We start from the raw sequence: 18,917 nt of genomic DNA, 5'->3' as shown, positions 1-18,917 counted from the left end.
CCGCCTGCGTTGCTCACGACGGTCCGGGGCATCGGATCAGGCGGCTGCGCTGGCGCCGGACTTCGGCCCGCCGGCGCCGGTGCCAACGTTCTCCGGGTCGCTGTCGAAGTTGGAGATGCCGCCGTGCGCCGCCGACCACTCGGACGGCGACTCCAGGAAGGCCTTCACCTCGCGCAGCACGCCGGCGTCGAAATGGCCGCTGGCGGTCGCCACCTCGAGCACGTCGCGCCAGGTGGCGAGGTGGTGCAGCTCGACCCCGAGGTCGCGCATGTTGCCCGACACCATCGGGAAGATGTCGTAGTAGAAGAGCACGAAGCAGTGGTCGACCGTCGCGCCGGCCTTGCGCAGCGCGTTGCAGAAGTTGACCTTGCTGCGCCCGTCGGTGGCGAGATCCTCGACCAGCAGGGTGCGGGAGCCCGGCACCACCTCGCCCTCGATCTGGGCGTTGCGGCCGAAGCCCTTCGCCTTCTTGCGGATGTACTGCATCGGCAGCATCAGCTTGTCGGCGATCCAGGCGGCGAACGGGATGCCGGCGGTCTCGCCGCCCGCGATGTTGTCGATCGACTCGTAGCCGACCTCGGTGAGGATCGTCGACGCGGCGAAATCCATCAGGGCCGAGCGCAGCCGCGGATACGAGATGATCTTGCGGCAGTCGACATAGACCGGGCTCGCCCACCCCGACGTGAACACGAAGGGCTGCGCCGCATTGAACTGGATCGCCTTGATCTCCAGCAGCATCTTGGCCGTCTGGTGGGCGATCACGCGTTTCTCGGTCGGGGGGGAAAACGTGCTCACGGGGTCCTCCGTCTCTGGCACCGTCATGAGCCGCGCGCGAAAACCGCCGGGCAGCCGAAGCTGCCGGCGTCGAGTTCCGTCTCGAGCATGAGCGCGACTCGGCTCTTATCGCCTCATGCGTCCGGCCGGTCAAGCGACTCGGCCCTCGGGGGAATTTCGGTTTCCCCAGATTCTCCAATCGATACCGCCGACCGCCGCGGCCCGCGGAGCGGCTCCGCGGCGGTCGGTGCAACCATCGGTCGGCGCCGCCGGCTCACGGCCCCTCGACCGCGAAGGCGTGCATCAGCGCGACGCCCTGCATGAAGTCGTCGATGTCCATCGCCTCGGCCGGGTTGTGCGAGCCGTTGGCGTTGCGCACGAAGATCATGGCCGACGGGATGCCGGCGTTCGAGAACACCGCGGCGTCGTGGCCGGCGCCCGAGGCGAGCGTCTCGGTCGGCAGGCCGAGGCGCTCGGAGGCGGCGAGGAGCTTGCGCACCAGGCCCTCGTCCATGCGGGCCGGCTCGGCGTAGACCCGGTCGTCGAACTCGAACTTCACGTGCCGCAGGTCGGAGACGGCGCGGCACTCCGAGCGGAACAGCTCGTAGAAGGCCTCCAGCGTCTCGAAGCTCTGGCTGCGCACCTCGAACGAGAAGGCGACCTCGCCCGGGATGCGGCTGATCGCGTGCTCGTTCGGATCGGTGCCGATGACGCCGGCCGTGACGACGAGATCGAGGCCGCGCTCCAGGAGCCGCATCCAGTGCTCGTCCAGTCGCATCAGAAGATCGGCGACGGCGAACACCGCGTCGCGGCGCAGCCAGCGCGGCACCGTGCCGGAATGGCCGGCCTCGCCGCGGCACATGATCGAGCGGTGGCGCAGATTGCCGCGGATGCCGGTGACGACCGCGGTCGGGAACTTGCGCGCGATCATCACCGGGCCCTGCTCGATGTGCAGCTCGAGATAGGCCTTCACGGTCGCGGCGTCGATCATGCGGCGGCCGGCCGCGGCGGCCTCGACGTCGATGCCCGCGGCCTTCAGGGTCTCGCGCAGCGTATGGCCGGTGCCGCGGCGCTTCGCCTCCATGTCCTTCGGATCGAGCGTGCCGAACAGGAGCCGCGAGCCGATATTGGCGCGGCCGTAGAAGGCGCTCTCCTCGCCGCGCAGCACCATGGCGCGCACCGGGCAGGGCGGCCGCTCGCCCTCGGCGGCGATGCGGATCAGCGTGAGCAGCGCCGCGACCACGCCGGCGCCGCCGTCGAAATTGCCGCCCTGCGGCACCGAGTCGGCATGCGAGGCGAGCAGGAGCGCCGGCTTCGTCCCGTCGTCGCCGGGCAGCGACACGATCATGTTCTGGGCGGCGTCGAATCGGACCTTGAGGCCGTGGCGTTCGGCGGTCTCGCGATAGATCTCCATCGCGGCGTTCTCGCCCTCGCCGTAGCACTCGCGCGTGATGCCGGTGCCGTCGAACGTCTTCTCGCGAAGGGCGTCGAAGAGGTCTTGCGCGATCTCGCGCAGGCGGAGCGGTTCGGGAAGGCGGACCACGGCGGCGTCACTCATGGGACGGTCTCGTGCAATGGCGTCAGGCGTGTAGTCGCGGCATTCTCAGACTCGTCATGCCCGCGCTCGTCGCGGGCATCCACGGCGCGACCGGAGGTCGCGAAAAGGCGCGGATGGCCGGGACGAGCCCGGCCATGACGGCGGAGAGGATGGAGCGCGACCACCGCTGTCGCGACGTGTGTCGGGGCGGTCGTGATCACGAGGCGGCCTCGTGGGTGTCGACCGTGAGATCCGCGTCGTGGATCGCACCGGTGAGATCGGCGACGCGGGCGAAGCCCTTCCGGCGGCAGTAGTCGACGAGTCCGTCGATCACCGTGAGCATGGCGGTCGGGCGCACGAAGGTGGCGGTGCCGACCTGCACGGCGGCGGCGCCGGCCAGCATGTACTCGACCGCGTCGGCCGCCGTGGCGATGCCGCCGCAGCCGATCACCGGGATGTCGACGGCGCGGGCGCACTGGTAGACCATCCGCACCACGATCGGCTTGACGGCGGGGCCGGACAGCCCGCCCATCACGTTGCCGAGCCGCGGCCGGAACGTCTCGATGTCGATCGACATCGCCAGGATCGTGTTGGCGACCACCAGCGCGTCGGCGCCCGCCGCCTCGGCGGCGCGCGCGACGCTCGCCACGTCGCCGGTGTTGGGGGACAGCTTCACCCACAGCGGCAGGCTGGTGGCGCGCCGCATCTTCTCGACGACCAGCGCGGTCGGGCGCGGGTCCATCGCGAAGGCCTTGCCGTCCTCCTCGATGTTCGGGCACGAGATGTTCGCCTCGATGGCGGCGACGCCGGGCACGTCGAGCCGTCTCACCGCGTCGGCGAAGGCGTCGGCCGACAGCGCCGACACGCTCGCCACCAGCGGGGTCGGAACGCCGCGATAGAGCGGCAGCGTCTCGGCGACGAAATGGTCGAGGCCCTTGCTCGGGATGCCGATCGCGTTGAGCATGCCCTGGCCGACCTCGCAGACGCGCGGCGTCGGGTTGCCGCCGCGCAGCTGCGGCGTCACCGTCTTGGTGACCAGCGCGCCGAGCTGCTCGAACGGCACGATCCCGGCGAGGGTCTCGGCGAAGGTGCCGGACGCCGGCATCACGGCGTTCCTCAGCGTCAGGCGGCCGATGCGCACGGTCTGGTCGATCGTGAGAGCGGGGCCCGGGCCCGCACCGTGCAGCGTGGCGGCGTCTACCATGGCATCGCCTCGTCGAGCGGGAAGACCGGCCCCTCGGTGCACACGCGGCGCGCCTCGACGGCGCCGTCGACCGAGAAGTTGCGCACGCAGCAGAAGCACATGCCGAGTCCGCAGGCCATCTGCTGCTCGAGCGCCACCTCGCCCGGGATGGCGAGCTCGCGGCCGATGCGCTGCATCAGCAGCATGAGCCGGTTGGAGCCGCAGGTGTAGAAGGCGTCGGCACGGCCGCCGGCCGCCGCGTCGCGCAGCAGCATCTCGACGTTCACCGGATCGCTCGATCCGTCGGTGTCGAGCACCACGCGGATGCGGGCACCGATCGCGGCGAAGCGCTCGACCGACATCACCATCGCGGCGCTGCGCGCCGACAGGATGGCGGTGACGCCGATGCCGCGCGCCGCCGCCATCTCGGCGAGCGGGGCCAGCGTCGCCAGCCCGACGCCGCGGCCCAGCACCACGATGTCCTTCGCGGTCTCCGGAATCGAGAAGCCGACGCCGAGCGGACCGAGCAGTCGCATGGTGCGGCCGACCTTGATCGACGCGAGCGCGCGGGTCCCGACGCCCGTCACCTTGTAGAGGAACTCGACGCGGCCATAGGCGGGGTCCGCCCGGTAGAGGCTCATGGGCCGGCGCAGGAACGGCTTGTCCTCGGCGGTGTGCGGGCATTCGAGATTGAAGAACTGGCCGGCCTGCGCCAGCGGCGCGGGCTCCGGTGCCTCCAGCACCAGGTGGCGGTACTCGTCGTTCAGCCAGACATGCGAGACGACGACGCCGAGCACGTCGGCGACATGCGGGGCCGCCGGCAGGGAGGGGGCGTGCGGCATGGCGGCGGACTGCTGGGCCGGGCCCGGGCCGGGCCCCTGCGGGCCGGCTGCGGGCGCGCCGCCCGCTTGCGCGGCGGCGCCGTGGCGGACCGGCTGGAAGCTGATCGTCTGGCCCATGGCGCCCTTTCTGATCGGCCGGCCTCCGGCACCGGCCGGAGCCATTCGAATCGTTTCGGCCGCCGCTGGCCGGTGGAGCTCACCGTCGCCGAGGGCTGGCCGACCGTCTAATTTCTGAGACTGTCGCAGGCGCGCGACCGTTTGTCAATCCGCCGGCTGGAGAGGCATGAATTTACGACGGTAAAACAACGCTGTCATGAATCGCCGATGACATGGTTCCTGCTCCAGGCGGTCCCCGGGCCCGCCGCTCGGCGCGATCAAATCTCTTTTTTTCTCCTCTTGTTGTGGTATCAACGGTAGTTTCTTCTCCGTGGGCGCCGCCGGCGCCTGATCGCTGCATTCGAGGGAGGGAACGCTCTTGGACGAACTGCTCACCTGGCTGAAGGCCCAGCACAACGGCCTTCGGACCTACAAGGATTTCCAGCAGAGGGTGCTCAACCTCGCCGGCTCCGACCGCGAGCACGTGGCGCTCTATCAGATCCTCGCGCTGCTGGTCGGCCGCTTCATCGACTCTTACGAGGAGCACCCGCTGACCGGCGACGTCGCCGACCAGGCGTTCGACCACCTGATCGAGATCACCGAGAAGGCGACCGCCTCGCTGGGCGCGGCGCCGGCCGACCAGCTCGCCACGCTCAACGCGATCGCAGCGGCCGATCTCGGCTGACCGGTTCGGTGGCGCGCCGGCTGCGGCCGGCCGCGCCCGACCCGCGACCTCCCCGAGTTCAACAGAAAAGAGTGCCCTCGCGGGCACTTTTTGGTTTGGGCTCGTGGTTCGGGACTTGCCGCCCCGGCCGGTTCCGAGGTCATGGCCGGGCTCGTCGCCGGCCGTCCACGTCTTGCGCGCCGCGGAGCCGGGTCGTGGATGCGCGGCACGAGGGCGGGCATGGCGAGTCGGCGGGCCTGACGAGCCGGAGAGCCTGGGCCGCCCTCACGTCAGCGGAGCGACCTCGCGTTCGGCGGATCGCCAGCGCGGTCGCGACGATGTCGGCCACGTCGAGCACCGACGGGCCGCGATCGCCACCGCGAACGCGTGCTGCGCGGCCGGTGCGCCGACCACGACCCCTCCCGCACGGGGGCAGGACGATCGACGGCCGCCACCAGAGGTTCAGGTCCGTTCTGTGCAGTTCAGATCCGCGACCTGACGAAGATCGACCCGGTTTGACAGCATTTCGGCCATAGTCTAAATTTTGATACAGCCCCGTCTCACCTGTAACAGCCCGTATCACCCATAAAAGAGAGAGCCCCATGGCTTCACGGCGCGAGTTTCTGAAAATCACGAGCGGCGCGCTCGTCGTCGCTGCGTCCGCCTCCAAGGCGTCTGCCCAGTCGGCCAAGTACACGGCCAAGATCGCGCATCTCGAAGCCCCGACCCAGCCGCGCCATCGCGGGCTGGAGAAGGTGGCCGAGCTCGTCAAGGTGCGCACCAACGGCGAGGTCGAGTTCAAGCTGTTCCCGGCCTCCCAACTGGGCAATGCGCGCCAGATGGTCGAAGGAACGCAGTTCGGCTCGATCGAATGCACGGTCATGCCGGCCGCCTTCCTGGGCGGGTTCAATCCGGTGGTGTCGGTGTTCGACATTCCGTTCCTGCTGCCCAACGATGTCGCCAAGGCGAATGCGCTGCGCACCGGCCCGTTCGGCCGGTATGTGCTCGACACCTTCTCCAGCCGCGGGTTCGTCGCCATCGCGCTCTGGCCGAACGGCCGCAAGAGCCTGACCTCGAACAAGCCGATCAACTCCCTGCCGGCTTTCAAGGGGCAGAAGTTCCGGGTGATGGACTCGCGCATCCTGATCGAGCAGTTCGGCGCGGTCGGCGCGAGCGCCATCGCGATCCCGTTCGGCGAGCTCTACACGGCCCTGCAGACCGGCGTCGTGGACGGCGAGGAGAACCCGCTCGACACGATCTCCACCATGAAGTTCCACGAGGTTCAGAAGTATCTCGTGGTGTCGGATCACGGCGCGATGGAAGACTTCGTGCTGTTCAATCCGACGTGGTGGAAGTCGCTGCCGGAGGGACACCGCAAGATCATCACCGACACCTTCGTCGAGGTCCGCCCCGAGGTCGAGAAGATGAAGGCCGATGCGAAGATCGCCGCACTGGACATCATCAAGAACGCGGGCAAGACCGAGATCGGCGACCTGAGCGAGGCCGACCGCAAGGCCTGGCAGTCGGCGATGGTGCCGAAGTCGGAAGCCGCCTTCATCGCGCGCGCCGGCGCGGAAGGCCAGAAGGCGATCGACCTCTACAAGGCGGAGATGAAGAAGCTCGGCGGTTGACGGACGAGAGCGGTCTGCACCGAGGTCGGCCCACACTCCGCCCGTTCCCGCGGGAACGGGACCCGGGGTGCCACGACCTGTGGCCCCGGGTCCCCGCCTTCGCGGGGACGAGCCGCGATCGGGTCCGCTTCGTCGCGACCGAAAGCCGTTCCGGTGACGCGCCCGGCCCGGAGGCGGGCGCGTCACGACCGTTCCGACAGCGAGCCGACATGTCTACCCGGCAGAGATGGTAAAGAAGACAAGCATGTTGGCTCGCGCACTGGACATCGTCCGCATCGTCGAGAGAACGTTCATCGCGGTCGTGCTGATCGCGATGTCGTTCATGTATTTCGTCAACGTCGTGATCCGGTACTTCAGCGCGGAACTCGCCACCGAGCTGGCGTGGATCGACGAGGCGACGCTGTTCGGGCTCGCGTGGCTGGTCTTCGTCGGTCTGGGGCTGGCGCTGGAGCGGCGCAGGCACATCGCCATGACCGTGCTGATCGACCAGATGCAGGGCCGAGTCGCCCGCCTGGTGCAGATCGCGATCAATCTGGCGGGCCTGGTCTTCTGCCTGATCTTCACCAAGTTCAGCTTCGATCTCGCGCTGTTCATCCTCCAGAGCGGGCAGATCAGTCCGACGCTCGGCACCACGATGCTGTGGCTCTATGCCCCGCTGCCGGTCGGATTCGCGCTTCTGTCGCTGCGTTACCTGCTTGAGCTCACCGGCGTCCAGAACCGGTTCACGATTCGCGATGTGCTACAGGATCACTGAGGTAAGCGCGCGATGACCGTCATCCTTCTCTGCGTCATTGCGGTGATCCTTCTCGTGCTGGGCTTCGAGATGTTCCTCGTCATGGGGATCCCGACCCTGCTGGCGTGGCATTTCCTGTTCTCGTCGATCCCGCCGGTCGCCCTGGCGCAGAAGCTCCTCGGCGGCGTGAACGTCTCCACCCTGCTCGCGATCCCCTTCTTCATCTTCGCCGCCGACATCATGGCGCGCGGAACCATCGCGAAGCGCCTCACCGACCTGGTCAAGACCAATATCGGTCACGTCCGCGGTGGAATCGGTCATACGACGGTCGTCTCCTGCATGGGCTTCGGTGCCATCTGCGGATCGGCGCCGGCGACCGTCGCGGCGCTCGGCCGGCTGTTGCATCCCGAACTGCTGAAGGCGCGCTATTCCGAGACGTTCTCGCTCGCCCTGATTGCCTCGAGCGCGGAATGCGCGCTGCTGATTCCGCCGAGCATCACGCTCATCATCTACGGCTGGCTGACCGGCACGTCGATCGCAGACCTGTTCGCTGGCGGCTTCGCGGTCGGCGTCGCGCTCGGCGTCGCGTTCATGATCTACGTGCAGATCGTCACGTGGCGCACCGGCGCCGGCCTGTTCCCGCGCGCGACGCGGGGCGAGCGCATGCTCGCCCTGCGCGACGGGCTCGTCGCGCTGGGCATGCCCTTCATCATCCTCGGCGGCATCTATGGCGGGATCTTCACGGCCACCGAGGCCGCGGCTGTCGCCGTCGCCTATGCGCTCCTGATCGAGATGGTCGTCTACCGGTCGATCGGCTTCAAAGTCCTGCTGGAGATCGCCGAGGGCTCGGCGATCACCGTGGCCGTCATCTTCATCCTGCTGGCCACCGGGTCGATGCTGTCCTTCCTCATCACCCTGGCGCAGGTGCCCGCCTTCTTCACGCAGCTGTTCGCGGCCTGGAACGTCGACTGGATCGTTTTCCTCCTGATCGTGAACGTCGTTCTGCTCGTCGCCGGGATGTTCATCGATCCCAACTCCATTCTGCTGGTCCTCATCCCGACGTTCTATCCGGTCGCGACGTCGCTGGGGATCGACCCGGTCCATTTCGGCCTCGTCGTCTGCCTCAACATCTGCATCGGAATGATAACCCCGCCGTTCGGGCTCGACCTGTTCGTCGCGTCGTCCACGCTGCGCCGGCCGGTCGAGCTGATCATTCGCGGCATCTGGCCGTTCATCGCCGTCAACGTTCTGGTGCTCTTGCTCATCACCTACGTCCCGCAGATTTCCACGGGAATTCTATCGATCATGCGCTGATGCTCGCCGCCGCGATCCATAGAGACACGAGACGACACGATCCCGGACACCGTCCGCCGCCGCATCGAGGTGGATCACGGGGAGAATGATGTCCGACCATCTGGCCGAGATCGGCCGACGGCTGCGCGCCTATCGGCTCGGCAAGAACCTGACGGTGAGCAAGATCGCCGAGTCGATCGGCGTGTCGCGGGCGGCGGTGTACCGGCTGGAGCGCGGCGAGCTCGTCAAGATCGAGACGCTCGAGAAGATCTCCGAGCTGCTGGAGACGTCGCTTCCGTCCCTGATGGGGGTCGGGGTCGAGTACTACGCCAACGCCGTGTCGTTCTTCGAGCGCATGCGCCAGCTCGAGGAGACCGCCGTCCACGTGCTCGGCAACTTCTCGCCGTTCTCGTTCCTGCTGCAGTCCGACGAGTACATGGAGCATCTCCGCGTGATGCTGCTCGAAGGCATCCCGGAGAGCCACCGCGAGCCGGCCGCGGCGCGGGCCGAGATCGACGCCCTGCTGGCGATCCTGCACGCGCGCCGGCGCGGCGCCGCGATGCGGCGCATCCCGGTGCTCAGCATCGTCTCGGCGCCGGACATCGAGCGGTTCCTCCACTCCGGCCTGGTCGGCCGCTGGGATCTGCCGGCCGCCGTGGTGCGCCAGCGCCGGGCGCTCGCCGCCCGCGAGGTCGAGCGCGTCGCCGGCCTGCTGGAGCATCCGCCGATCGGTGTGCAGATCGGCGTCATCGACGACCAGGCGCCGTTCCAGACCTTCCAGGTGTTCGAGGCGGCCGACTCGGCCGCCGTGACGCTCAGCCCCTACCGGCTCGGCGACCACCCGAACATCACCTCCGGCATCGCCATGGCGACGGCGACGCCCGAGGCGGTACGCCTGTTCAAGACCATCATCACCGAGCAGTGGGGGCGCGCCCAGAAGGGCGAGGCCGGCGCCCGCATGCTGCGCACCGTGCTGGCGCGCACCGCAGGGTGAGGCGCGCCGGCCCGGCCATCGGATCCCCGGACTCGTCATGCCCGCGCTCGTCGCGGGCATCCACGGCCCGGACGTTTCGCAAGACCAGAGATCGTGGATGGCCGGGACGAGCCCGGCCATGACGGCGGAGGAGGGCCGAGCGGACGAAGGCTGATATCAGGACCGATCCCAGATCATCGCGGCGATGCGCGGATCAGCGGCGAAGCAGGCGCGGTCGAAGGTGATGCGCGCGGCCGGCGCCGCGCAGATCGCGTGGACGCCGGTGTCGCTGATCCGCAGCCGCCAGGTCTGCTGCCCGGTCGGGGCAGGGCTGGCGAAGGCCCGGCAGGACAGCAGGGCGAGGTTCGCGCCGCCGCCGGGATCGCGCACCGAAGGATAGCGGATCACGTCGATGCCGGCCTCGCGGGCCGCGTCGGCGATGGACTGGCCGATCGTGTAGTCGGTCGGATGCGTCACGGCCGCTCGGATCGATGCGAGGGCTCCGGCGTCGAGATCCAGGGCGCGCCCCGTCGCATGATCCACGGCGAAGGCCGTGAACTCGGCCGGATTCGACGGCCAGGGTGTCGCCGGCGACTCGGCGAAGAAGAGCAGGCGATGGAAGGAGGTCTCGGCGACGGCGGTGGCGGGTGCCTCGGCCGCGTAGAAGACGCCGGGCGTCGCCCCGGCGCGGCGAAAGCGCGACCCCTTCGGATACGGGCCGTAGCGGAACGGGGTGTAGAGCAGATGATGGAGCCCGCGGCATTCCGGCGGGATCGCCGGCTTGGTCTCCTCCACGAGGCGCTCCAGCAGCTCCTGCTCGGCGACCGAGTCGACCAGCTTCAGGGTCGAGACGTGGTGCTGCGCCTCGACCAGCCGCCATGCCGTCCCGGCGAGCGGCGTGGCCTCAGACGACAGCGCGGCGGGCGTCCAGGTACTGGATGACATTGACGAGCCCGGGCACGGTCTGGACGAGGGCGATCGGCTCCGCGTCGAGCGCCGCGTTGCGCGCCTTCATCCAGGCCGCGGCCGCCGCATCGTCGCCGCCCATGACGGCGTCGAGCGACCGGTAGAGCCGAACGAACAGCACGGCGAGCTCGAACGGCTTCTGGCCGCGATGAAGGAGGTGCGTGCCGGCCCGCATCCGCGAGACCGTCGCCTCGGACACGCCGATCACGCCCGACAGCGCCCGGCTGGACAGGCCGAGGCGGGTCGCCGCCCGCAGCGTCGCCCTGGTGATCACCACGGCCTCGTCGGGCACAGCCGAGAGGGCAGGCTCGCTCTGCATGGCCTATCCTTTCCTGGGAAAGGATAGGCCATCAATGTTTCATGTGCAAGACGATCGTCATCCCACCACGCGGATCGCCGCCGGGCCGTCTTCGACGTGGCCGATGCGGCTCGCCGCCGGGTAGCCGGCCTCGACGATGGTGCGCAGGAGCGCGTCGGTGCGCTGCGGAGCGCAGGCGATCAGCAGGCCGCCCGAGGTCTGCGGGTCGGTGAGGACGTGGCGCCGCCACTCCGGCAGGCTTTCGGGGAGCTCTACGGCGCTCCCGTAGCTCGCCCAGTTGCGGTGCGAGGCGCCGGTGACGCAGCCGGCCTCGGCGAGCTCGGCCGCCCGCGACAGCAGCGGCACGGCCTGCAGCGAGGTGGTCAGCGTCACGCCGGCGCCCCGCGCCATCTCCAGCCCGTGGCCGAGCAGGCCGAAGCCGGTGACGTCGGTGACGGCGTGCACGGCCGGGTCGCGGGCGAGATCGGCGCCGATGCGGTTGAGCAGCGTCGTCGAGGCGATCATCTCGTCGTAGGCGCCCTCGGGCAGCACGCACTTCTTGATCGCCGACGCGTAGATGCCGACGCCGAGCGCCTTGGTGAGGATCAGGTCGTCGCCGGGCCGCGCGTCGGCGTTGCGGCGGACCTGGTCGGGCCGGCAGGTGCCGATCACGGCGAGCCCGTAGATCGGCTCCGGCGAGTCGATCGAGTGCCCGCCGGCGACCGGGATGCCGGCCTCGGCACAGATGCTGGCGCCGCCCTTCAGGATGCTGCGGATCGTCTCGGGCGGCATCTTGTCGATCGGCATGCCGAGGATGGCGAGCGCCATGATCGGCCTGCCGCCCATCGCGTAGACGTCGGAGATCGCGTTGGTGGCGGCGATCCGGCCGAAGTCGAACGGGTCGTCCACCATCGGCATGAAGAAGTCGGTGGTGGCGATCACGCAGGTGGTCTCGTCGATCTGCCAGACGGCGGCGTCGTCGCCGGTCTCGGTGCCGACCAGGAGCTGCTTGAAGGGGCCGGCCGCCGGCTGCGCGGCGAGGAGCTGCTGCAGCACCGCGGGGGCGAGCTTGCAGCCGCAGCCGCCGCCATGGGCGAGGCTGGTGAGGCGGACGTCGTGGATGGTCATGTGGGGGCTCCGGAGAGGCGCGGGGCGGCCTCGGCCGCGGCGCGCAGGCGCCGCCAGGCGGCGGCGAGATGGTCGGCGGCGGCCTCGACGTCGGTCGCCGTGGTGGCGCGCCCGAGCGACAGGCGCACGGCGCCGAGCGCCGCGGCCCGGTCGATGCCGAGCGCCAGCAGCACGGCGGAGGGCTCCTCGCTGCCGGCATGGCAGGCCGAGCCCGTGGAGGCGAGCACGTGCGGGCAGGCCTCGAGCAGGGCGCGGCCCGAGACGCCGGAGAACAGCAGGTTCAGCGTGTTGGGCAGCCGCTGGTCGGGATGGCCGGTGAGCGCCAGCCCCGGCACGGCGCGCTGCAGCCGCACCAGCAGCTGGCCGGCGAGGGCCCCGATCCGCACCGCGTCGCGGTCGAGCTTCCGGGCGGCGATGCGGCAGGCGGCGCCGAGCGCGACGATGAAGGCGACGTTCTCGGTGCCGGGCCGCATGCCGTGCTCCTGGCCGGCGCCGGCGAGCAGCGGCGGCAGCGCGATGCCGCCGCGGACATAGAGGGCGCCGATGCCCTTGGGGGCGTAGAGCTTGTGGCCCGCGATGGTGAGCAGGTCGACGCCGAGCGCGTCGACGTCGACCGGCACCTTGCCGAGCGACTGCGCCGCGTCGGCGTGCACCCAGACGCCGCGCGCCCGGGCGGCGCGCGCGATCTCGTCCACCGGCTGCAGCGTGCCGATCTCGTTCTGGGCGTGGATGAGGGTGACGAGCGCGACGGTGTCGTCGAGCGCCGCGATCACGTCGTCGGCGGCGACGCGGCCGTCCGCTCGCGCCGCGACGCGGCGCACCGGATGGCCGGCACGCTCCAGCAGGCGGCAGCATTCGTCCGTCGCCGGATGCTCCAGCACCGTCGTGACGATGCCGCGCCGTCCCTCCCGGGCCGCCGCGGCGCCGCGGATCGCCGTGTTGCTCGCCTCGGTGCCGCCGCTGGTGAACACGATCTCGTCGGGGGCGGCGCCGATCAGGCCCGCCACCTCGGCCCGCGCGGTCTCCACCGCCTCGCGGGCGCGGCGGCCCGGCGGATGCGACGAGGACGGGTTGCCGAACCGCTCGCGCAGATAGGGCAGCATGACGGCGAGGACGTCCTCGTCGATCGGCGTCGTCGCGTTGTGGTCGAGATAGACGGGGATCATGACGGTTCGTCCAGGCGGCCGTGCGGCCGTTCAATGCTGCTTCACGATGCGGAAGACGTAGAGGTCGCCGGTCCTCTCCTGGCCGCCGAGCCGGTGACCGGTCTGCGCGACGAAATGCGGCACGTCGATCACGGTCAGCGGGTCCGTGCATTCGAGCACCAGCGTGCCGCCGACCGGCACGTGCCGCAGCGCCGTCTTGGCCTTCAGCACCGGCAGCGGGCAGTAGAGCCCGCGGAGATCGAGGACGGTTTCGGTGGTGTTCGCGTCTGTCATCGTCCTCGCTCTTCACTCTCCGCTCGTCCCCGCGAAGGCCGGGACCCAGGGGCCTCACGACGTGTGGCCCTGGATTCCCGCTTGCGCGGGAATGAGCGGAGAACCGGGATGCCTCGTCGCTCGCGACGATCGTTCACGCCGCCGTCGTCTCCTTGGCCCTGATCACGTAGCGGAACGAGTCCGGATCGAGGCAGTCGAGGCGCTGGCTGGCGGTCTCGGCCTGCGGATACATCAGGAAGCCGATCTTCGGCCCCTGCGCGCCCGGCAGCGCGAGGTCGTGCGCGACATTGTAGGCGAGCCAGTTGGTCTCCCAGGCGCCGAACAGGGCCGCGCGGGCGGCCGTCACCTTCGGATCGCTCAGCGCGAGGTTGGCCGGCGGCTCCTCCAGGACCACCTTGCGCACGTCGGCCGGATCGACCGGCACCCAGCCGAACGCCGCGAGCCACACCTCGGCGCGGCAGTGCTGCGCCTTGGTGATCACCTCGGAGCCGGCGCCGAGGCTCTTGTAGCCGAAGGCGGAGGGCGCCAGGCGGATGCCGTAGACGTCGCGGGCCGGCAGGCCGGCGGCGCGGGCGAGGCCGACATAGAGCGCGTTGAGGTCGGCGCACTTGCCGCCGAGATGGCCGGTCTTCAGCATCGCCGCGATGTCGCCGATGCCGCAGCCGCGCACCTTGGCGTCGCGGAACGTGTTGTCGACGATCCACTCGTAGATCGCCTTCGCCTTGGCGACGTCGTCGCGCGCGCCGGCCGTGATCTTCTCCGCCGTCGCCTTGACGATGCCGTCGACCGGGATGAGATCGGTGCCCTCGGTGTAGAGCGCGCGCTCGGCCGCCGACAGCGGGGCGGGACGGACCGGCGTCGAGAAGTCGGTCGCCCGGTCGCGGGTCGCGACGCGGCTGCGCACCTCGACGAACGGCGCCGCCTCGCCGGCCGCCCATTCGACGTGGATCATGCCGGCGCCGTATTTCGGCTCGCGCACCAGCGCGGCCTCGCCGTTCGACGTGAAGGTGCTGTCGAGCGAGCGGAACCAGGCCTCCTCGTCGACGCTCGGCACCGGCACCCAGGCCTGGGTGCGGCCCTCGGGCCTCGCGATCTCCAGCCGGGTCGTCACCTCGAAGCTGCGCCACGCGCCGGGCTTCGGCGCGAAGCCGGCAGCCGCCGCCGACGACGCGGCGCCTTGCGCCGGCGCGAGCCCGGGCAGGGTGGCGGTCGCCGCCAGGGCGGCACCGGCCTTCAACACGTCGCGTCGATGCATGCTTGTCTCCTCCCGTCGGGGGTTGGCGTGGCGAGCGTCACGATCGGATCGGTCACGGCGGTGGTCCGCCAGTCGAGGTCGCCCTCGGCGATCAGCCGCGGCGTCAGGGTGGCGTCGAGCACGATGGTGGTCGGCAGCGCCGAAACGCCGAAGGCGCGCGCCACCGCGCGGTCGCGGTCGAGCAGCACGGGTCGCCTCCAGCCGATCTCGCCGGCGAAGCGCTTCACCCGCGCGTCGACCTCGCCGACGTCGACGGCGAGCGTGATCAGGTCGTCCCGGCGGTCGGCGAATTCCTGCAGCAGGACCAGCTCGGCCCGGCAGGGCCCGCACCAGGTCGCGAAGAAATGGAGAATCACCGTCCGGCCGCGGGCATCGTCCAGGGCGACGCGGGCGCCCGTCGTCGCGTCGAGCGCCACGCCGGTCGGACTCGTACCGCTCCACGGCCGCAGCCGCGTCTCGGACGCGGCCGCCGGTGCGACGGGCCCGAATCCGCCGGGCAGGAGCTCGACGAGGAGGCCTGCAGCAAAAAGGCGCAGCAGATCGCGGCGCTGCAACCGCGACGCGCCGCGACCGCGCGCGGCGGGCGCGACCTCCGCGGCGCAACGGAATACCGGCCCGGTGCGGCGCCGGTGCTGCGATAAGGCTTGCGACAAGGTGAGGGGGCCCCGGCACCCGGGAGCCGTGCTCGCGATCACGGCCGCACTCTGCGAGAGCGGCGTCCCCCGCGTCAACGGCTTTCGCGCGAGCGGCGCGCGACGTGATCAGTTCGTCAAGGACGCACGACAGCAGGACGGCGGCTTTGTGCGATGCAGCGTGACGGCCGCGTCGCAACGGCGGGATTCGGCCGCGCGGTTGCGCGACCTCCGCGGGTCAACGTTCGGAATCGTTTTGACTTTGGCAGCGTTCCAAAATAGCGTTTTGCCCGACCACCTGACTCGATGACCCGATCGGAGCTGCGTCCCCCGCGCAGCTCCCTCACCGTCCCCCGCGGGGGCCAACGTAACCAGGAGGGAAGCATCCATGAACATGGAGCTCTCGCGGCGCGGCTTCTTGGCCGGCGCAGGCGCGGGTCTCGCGGGCACCACGCTCGGTGCGTTCGGCTTCGGCGACGTCGAGGCCGCGCATGCGGCGGCGATCCGGCCGTTCAAGCTCGCGAACACCGCCGAGGCCCGCAACACCTGCACCTACTGCTCGGTCGCCTGCGGCATCATCATCTACTCGAAGGGTGATCTGAAGAAGGGCGAGAAGGCCGAGATCGTCAACATCGAAGGCGACGCCGACCATCCGACCAATCGCGGCACCCTGTGCCCGAAGGGCGCGGCGCTGCGCGATGTCGTCCACGCCAAGACCCGCACCCTCCATCCGCAGATCCGCAAGGCGGGCTCCGACAAGTTCGAGCGCGTCTCCTGGGATCAGGCGCTCGACCGCATCGCCCGCCTGATGAAGGACGATCGCGACCAGAACATCGTTCTGAAGAACAACGACGGCGTGACCGTGAACCGGTGGACGACCACCGGCTTCCTGGCCGCGTCGGCGACGACCAACGAGACCGCGTGGGCGACCTACAAGGTCGTCCGCAGCACCGGAATGGTGGCGTTCGACAACCAGGCCCGTGTTTGACACGGCCCGACGGTGGCCAGTCTGGCCCCGACGTTCGGCCGTGGTGCGATGACGAATTCGTGGACCGACATCAAGAACACGGACCTCGTCGTCGTCATGGGCGGGAATGCCGCCGAGGCGCATCCTTGCGGATTCAAGTGGGTCACCGAGGCCAAGGCCAACCGTGGCGCCAAGCTGATCGTCGTCGACCCGCGCTTCACCCGCACGGCGTCGGTGGCGGACTACTACGCGCCGATCCGGCAGGGGACCGACATCGCGTTCCTGCTCGGCGTGATCAACTACTGCATCCGGAACGACAAGGTGCAGTGGGAGTACGTCAAGAACTTCACCAACGCGGCCTTCGTCGTGAAGGAGGGGTTCGGCTGGCAGGACGGCCTGTTCACCGGCTACGACGAGCAGAAGCGTGACTACAACCGCTCGACCTGGGACTACGAGATCGGGCCGGACGGCTTCGCGGTCGTCGACGAGACGCTGCAGAATCCGCGCTGCGTCTGGAACCTGCTGAAGAGCCACGTCTCGCTCTACACGCCCGAGCTGGTCGAGCGCATCTGCGGCACTCCGAAGGACAAGTTCCTGACGATCGCCAGGATGATCTCCGAGTGCTCGTCTCCCGTGAAGACGATGACGTCGATGTACGCCCTCGGCTGGACCCAACACTCGAAGGGGTCGCAGAACATCCGGTCGATGGCGATGCTGCAGCTCATCCTGGGCAATATCGGGGTGCGCGGCGGCGGCATGAACGCGCTGCGCGGTCACTCCAACATCCAGGGGCTGACCGACATCGGGCTCATGTCGAACCTGATCCCGGGCTATCTGACGATCCCGACGGAGCGCGAGCCGAGCTTCGACGCCTACATGTCGACGCGCGGCTTCAAGCCCCTGCGGCCCAACCAGATGAGCTACTGGCAGAACTACCGGAAGTTCTTCGTGAGCTTCCAGAAGGCCATGTGGGGCGACGCCGCGACTCCGGAGAACAGCTTCGCCTACGACTGGCTGCCCAAGCTCGACGTGCCGGCCTACGACGTGCTGCGCGCCTTCGAGCTGATGCACCAGGGCAAGATGAACGGGTACTTCTGCCAGGGCTTCAACCCCCTGCTGTCGTTCCCGAACCGCAAGAAGATCACCTCCGCGCTCTCGAAGCTGAAGTTCCTGGTGGTGATGGACCCGCTGCAGACCGAGACGGCGCGGTTCTGGGAGAACCACGGGGCGAACAACGACGTCGACCCGTCGAAGATCCAGACCGAGGTGATCGAGCTGCCGACCACCTGCTTCGCCGAGGACGAGGGGTCGCTGACCAACTCGGGCCGCTGGCTGCAGTGGCACTGGCCCGGCGGCTCGCCGCCCGGCGAGGCGAAGACCGACGCCTGGATCATGGCGCAGATCCATCTGCGGCTGAAGGAGCTGTACCGCAAGGAGGGCGGCAAGGTCCCGGAGCCGATCGTCAATCTCGACTGGCGCTACAAGGACCCGCACGAGCCGACCGCCGAGGAGCTCGCCAAGGAGCTCAACGGCTACGTCGTCTCCGACGTGCCGGATCCGAGCGATCCCACCAAGACGCTGCTCACCAAGGGCAAGCAGGTGGTGTCGTTCGCGGCCCTGCGCGACGACGGCTCGACCGCGTGCGGCTGCTGGATCTATTCCGGCTGCTTCAACGAGGCGGGCAACAACATGGCCCGCCGCGACACCTCGGACCCGGACGACACCGGCGCCTATCTCAAGTGGTCGTGGTCGTGGCCGGTGAACCGGCGCATCCTGTACAACCGGGCCTCCTCGGACCTGCAGGGCAAGCCGTGGGACGAGAGCCGCAAGCTCCTGTGGTGGGACGGCGCCAAGTGGACCGGCTACGACGTGCCGGACATCGCGCCCACCGCCAAACCCGACACCGTGATGCCGTTCATCATGAACCCGGAGGGCACCTCGCGGCTGTTCACTCGCGCCATGATGCGCGACGGGCCGTTCCCGTCGCACTACGAGCCGTTCGAGTCGCCGGTCGTCAACGTCGTCGCGCCGAAGGTGCGCGGCAATCCGGTGGCCCGGGTGTTCCGCAACGACTTCGAGCAGTTCGGCGACGCCAAGGAGTTCCCCTACGCCGCGACCTCCTACCGGCTCACCGAGCACTTCCACTTCTGGACCAAGCACGCCCACGCGAACGCCGTCCTCCAGCCCGAGTTCTTCGTCGAGATCAGCGAGGAGCTCGCCAAGGAGAAGGGCATCGAGAAGGGCGGCACCGTCCGGGTGTGGTCGAAGCGCGGCAGCGTGACGGCCAAGGCGGTGGTGACCAAGCGCATCAAGCCGCTGACCTGCGACGGCAAGACCGTCCACATCGTCGGCATCCCGCTGCACTGGGGATTCACGGGCGCGGCCAGGAAGGGATTCGGACCGAACTCGCTCACCCCGTTCGTCGGTGACGCCAACATCGAGACGCCGGAATACAAGGCGTTCCTGGTCGACATCGAGCCCGTCGCCGGGCCGGTCGCGTAAGGGA

General features: G+C 69.5%; 17 protein-coding genes. 6 read left to right on the top strand and 11 right to left on the bottom strand.

Annotation, left to right across the window (positions count from 1 at the left end; all coding sequences use genetic code 11):
* Positions 1–36: 36 nt before the first annotated feature.
* The 4 genes from J2S22_RS20370 to J2S22_RS20355 all read right to left on the bottom strand — a co-directional run bounded on the left by J2S22_RS20370 (position 37) and on the right by J2S22_RS20355 (position 4,453).
* Positions 37–822 carry an orotate phosphoribosyltransferase gene (locus tag J2S22_RS20370; RefSeq protein ID WP_370878226.1) on the bottom strand — a complete coding sequence of 262 codons (786 nt, stop codon included), beginning with the start codon at positions 820–822 and terminating at the stop codon, positions 37–39.
* Positions 823–1,048: 226 nt separating this feature from the next.
* Entirely contained in the window at positions 1,049–2,332 is a 1,284-nt protein-coding gene (locus tag J2S22_RS20365) for a Zn-dependent hydrolase (protein WP_272777014.1), read from the bottom strand.
* Between the two features lie 196 nt (positions 2,333–2,528).
* Positions 2,529–3,515, bottom strand: a complete 987-nt coding sequence (locus tag J2S22_RS20360; RefSeq protein ID WP_272777015.1) for a dihydroorotate dehydrogenase — start codon at positions 3,513–3,515, stop codon at positions 2,529–2,531.
* Complete coding sequence (locus J2S22_RS20355; RefSeq protein ID WP_272777016.1) at positions 3,509–4,453, bottom strand: dihydroorotate dehydrogenase electron transfer subunit; 945 nt, start codon at positions 4,451–4,453, stop codon at positions 3,509–3,511. The genes J2S22_RS20360 and J2S22_RS20355 overlap by 7 nt, the downstream gene beginning before the upstream one ends.
* A gap of 358 nt (positions 4,454–4,811) precedes the next feature.
* On the opposite strand from J2S22_RS20355, the gene J2S22_RS20350 reads away from it, so the two are divergent.
* The 5 genes from J2S22_RS20350 (at position 4,812) to J2S22_RS20330 (ending at position 9,747) form a co-directional block, all read left to right on the top strand.
* Positions 4,812–5,117 carry a hypothetical protein gene (locus J2S22_RS20350; protein ID WP_272777017.1) on the top strand — a complete coding sequence of 102 codons (306 nt, stop codon included), beginning with the start codon at positions 4,812–4,814 and terminating at the stop codon, positions 5,115–5,117.
* Between the two features lie 581 nt (positions 5,118–5,698).
* The gene (locus J2S22_RS20345) at positions 5,699–6,727 is read left to right on the top strand and encodes a TRAP transporter substrate-binding protein (RefSeq protein ID WP_272777018.1); all 1,029 of its coding nucleotides are present in this window, start codon (positions 5,699–5,701) and stop codon (positions 6,725–6,727) included.
* A gap of 244 nt (positions 6,728–6,971) precedes the next feature.
* Positions 6,972–7,481: a TRAP transporter small permease gene (locus J2S22_RS20340; protein ID WP_272777019.1), complete on the top strand. Its 510-nt coding sequence runs from the start codon at positions 6,972–6,974 to the stop codon at positions 7,479–7,481.
* 12 nt (positions 7,482–7,493) lie between these two features.
* Complete coding sequence (locus J2S22_RS20335) at positions 7,494–8,774, top strand: TRAP transporter large permease (protein ID WP_272777020.1); 1,281 nt, start codon at positions 7,494–7,496, stop codon at positions 8,772–8,774.
* Between the two features lie 88 nt (positions 8,775–8,862).
* Positions 8,863–9,747 (top strand): helix-turn-helix domain-containing protein, encoded by an 885-nt coding sequence (locus tag J2S22_RS20330; RefSeq protein ID WP_272777021.1) that lies wholly within the window; start codon positions 8,863–8,865, stop codon positions 9,745–9,747.
* 156 nt (positions 9,748–9,903) lie between these two features.
* On the opposite strand, the gene J2S22_RS20325 is transcribed toward J2S22_RS20330, so the two are convergent.
* The 7 genes from J2S22_RS20325 to J2S22_RS20295 form a co-directional block, all read right to left on the bottom strand.
* Entirely contained in the window at positions 9,904–10,671 is a 768-nt protein-coding gene (locus J2S22_RS20325) for an RES family NAD+ phosphorylase (protein ID WP_272777022.1), read from the bottom strand.
* Positions 10,631–11,011, bottom strand: coding sequence for an MbcA/ParS/Xre antitoxin family protein (locus J2S22_RS20320; RefSeq protein WP_272777023.1), 381 nt, complete (start codon positions 11,009–11,011; stop codon positions 10,631–10,633). Before J2S22_RS20320 ends, J2S22_RS20325 begins: the two co-directional genes overlap by 41 nt.
* Positions 11,012–11,068: 57 nt before the next feature.
* On the bottom strand, positions 11,069–12,118 hold the full coding sequence (selD, locus tag J2S22_RS20315) for a selenide, water dikinase SelD (RefSeq protein ID WP_272777024.1): 1,050 nt from the start codon (positions 12,116–12,118) through the stop codon (positions 11,069–11,071).
* Entirely contained in the window at positions 12,115–13,284 is a 1,170-nt protein-coding gene (locus J2S22_RS20310) for a cysteine desulfurase family protein (RefSeq protein ID WP_272777025.1), read from the bottom strand. Before J2S22_RS20310 ends, selD begins: the two co-directional genes overlap by 4 nt.
* Before the next feature lie 30 nt (positions 13,285–13,314).
* Entirely contained in the window at positions 13,315–13,557 is a 243-nt protein-coding gene (locus J2S22_RS20305; RefSeq protein WP_272777026.1) for a sulfurtransferase TusA family protein, read from the bottom strand.
* A gap of 133 nt (positions 13,558–13,690) precedes the next feature.
* Positions 13,691–14,812 carry a transglutaminase-like domain-containing protein gene (locus tag J2S22_RS20300; protein WP_272777027.1) on the bottom strand — a complete coding sequence of 374 codons (1,122 nt, stop codon included), beginning with the start codon at positions 14,810–14,812 and terminating at the stop codon, positions 13,691–13,693.
* Complete coding sequence (locus J2S22_RS20295) at positions 14,791–15,228, bottom strand: TlpA family protein disulfide reductase (RefSeq protein ID WP_307155865.1); 438 nt, start codon at positions 15,226–15,228, stop codon at positions 14,791–14,793. Before J2S22_RS20295 ends, J2S22_RS20300 begins: the two co-directional genes overlap by 22 nt.
* A gap of 604 nt (positions 15,229–15,832) precedes the next feature.
* On the opposite strand from J2S22_RS20295, the gene fdnG reads away from it, so the two are divergent.
* On the top strand, positions 15,833–18,913 hold the full coding sequence (gene fdnG / locus J2S22_RS20290; protein WP_272777029.1) for a formate dehydrogenase-N subunit alpha: 3,081 nt from the start codon (positions 15,833–15,835) through the stop codon (positions 18,911–18,913).
* Positions 18,914–18,917 lie beyond the last annotated feature (4 nt).

The sequence above is a fragment of the Rhodoplanes tepidamans genome, from assembly GCF_030813915.1.
In the GTDB taxonomy this organism is placed as follows: domain Bacteria; phylum Pseudomonadota; class Alphaproteobacteria; order Rhizobiales; family Xanthobacteraceae; genus Rhodoplanes; species Rhodoplanes tepidamans.
Note: the sequence above shows the minus strand (reverse complement) of the source record. Positions and strands in the feature narration are given on the sequence as shown.

Bases quoted from the DNA above. Each gene is read 5' to 3' on its own strand.
- J2S22_RS20370 (WP_370878226.1), bottom strand. From the start codon at position 822: ATGACGGTGCCAGAGACGGAGGACCCCGTGAGCACGTTTTCCCCCCCG.
- J2S22_RS20365 (WP_272777014.1), bottom strand. From the start codon at position 2,332: ATGAGTGACGCCGCCGTGGTCCGCCTTCCCGAACCGCTCCGCCTGCGC.
- J2S22_RS20360 (WP_272777015.1), bottom strand. From the start codon at position 3,515: ATGGTAGACGCCGCCACGCTGCACGGTGCGGGCCCGGGCCCCGCTCTC.
- J2S22_RS20355 (WP_272777016.1), bottom strand. From the start codon at position 4,453: ATGGGCCAGACGATCAGCTTCCAGCCGGTCCGCCACGGCGCCGCCGCG.
- J2S22_RS20345 (WP_272777018.1), top strand. From the start codon at position 5,699: ATGGCTTCACGGCGCGAGTTTCTGAAAATCACGAGCGGCGCGCTCGTC.
- J2S22_RS20340 (WP_272777019.1), top strand. From the start codon at position 6,972: ATGTTGGCTCGCGCACTGGACATCGTCCGCATCGTCGAGAGAACGTTC.
- J2S22_RS20335 (WP_272777020.1), top strand. From the start codon at position 7,494: ATGACCGTCATCCTTCTCTGCGTCATTGCGGTGATCCTTCTCGTGCTG.
- J2S22_RS20330 (WP_272777021.1), top strand. From the start codon at position 8,863: ATGTCCGACCATCTGGCCGAGATCGGCCGACGGCTGCGCGCCTATCGG.
- J2S22_RS20325 (WP_272777022.1), bottom strand. From the start codon at position 10,671: ATGTCATCCAGTACCTGGACGCCCGCCGCGCTGTCGTCTGAGGCCACG.
- J2S22_RS20320 (WP_272777023.1), bottom strand. From the start codon at position 11,011: ATGCAGAGCGAGCCTGCCCTCTCGGCTGTGCCCGACGAGGCCGTGGTG.
- selD (WP_272777024.1), bottom strand. From the start codon at position 12,118: ATGACCATCCACGACGTCCGCCTCACCAGCCTCGCCCATGGCGGCGGC.
- J2S22_RS20310 (WP_272777025.1), bottom strand. From the start codon at position 13,284: ATGATCCCCGTCTATCTCGACCACAACGCGACGACGCCGATCGACGAG.
- J2S22_RS20305 (WP_272777026.1), bottom strand. From the start codon at position 13,557: ATGACAGACGCGAACACCACCGAAACCGTCCTCGATCTCCGCGGGCTC.
- J2S22_RS20300 (WP_272777027.1), bottom strand. From the start codon at position 14,812: ATGCATCGACGCGACGTGTTGAAGGCCGGTGCCGCCCTGGCGGCGACC.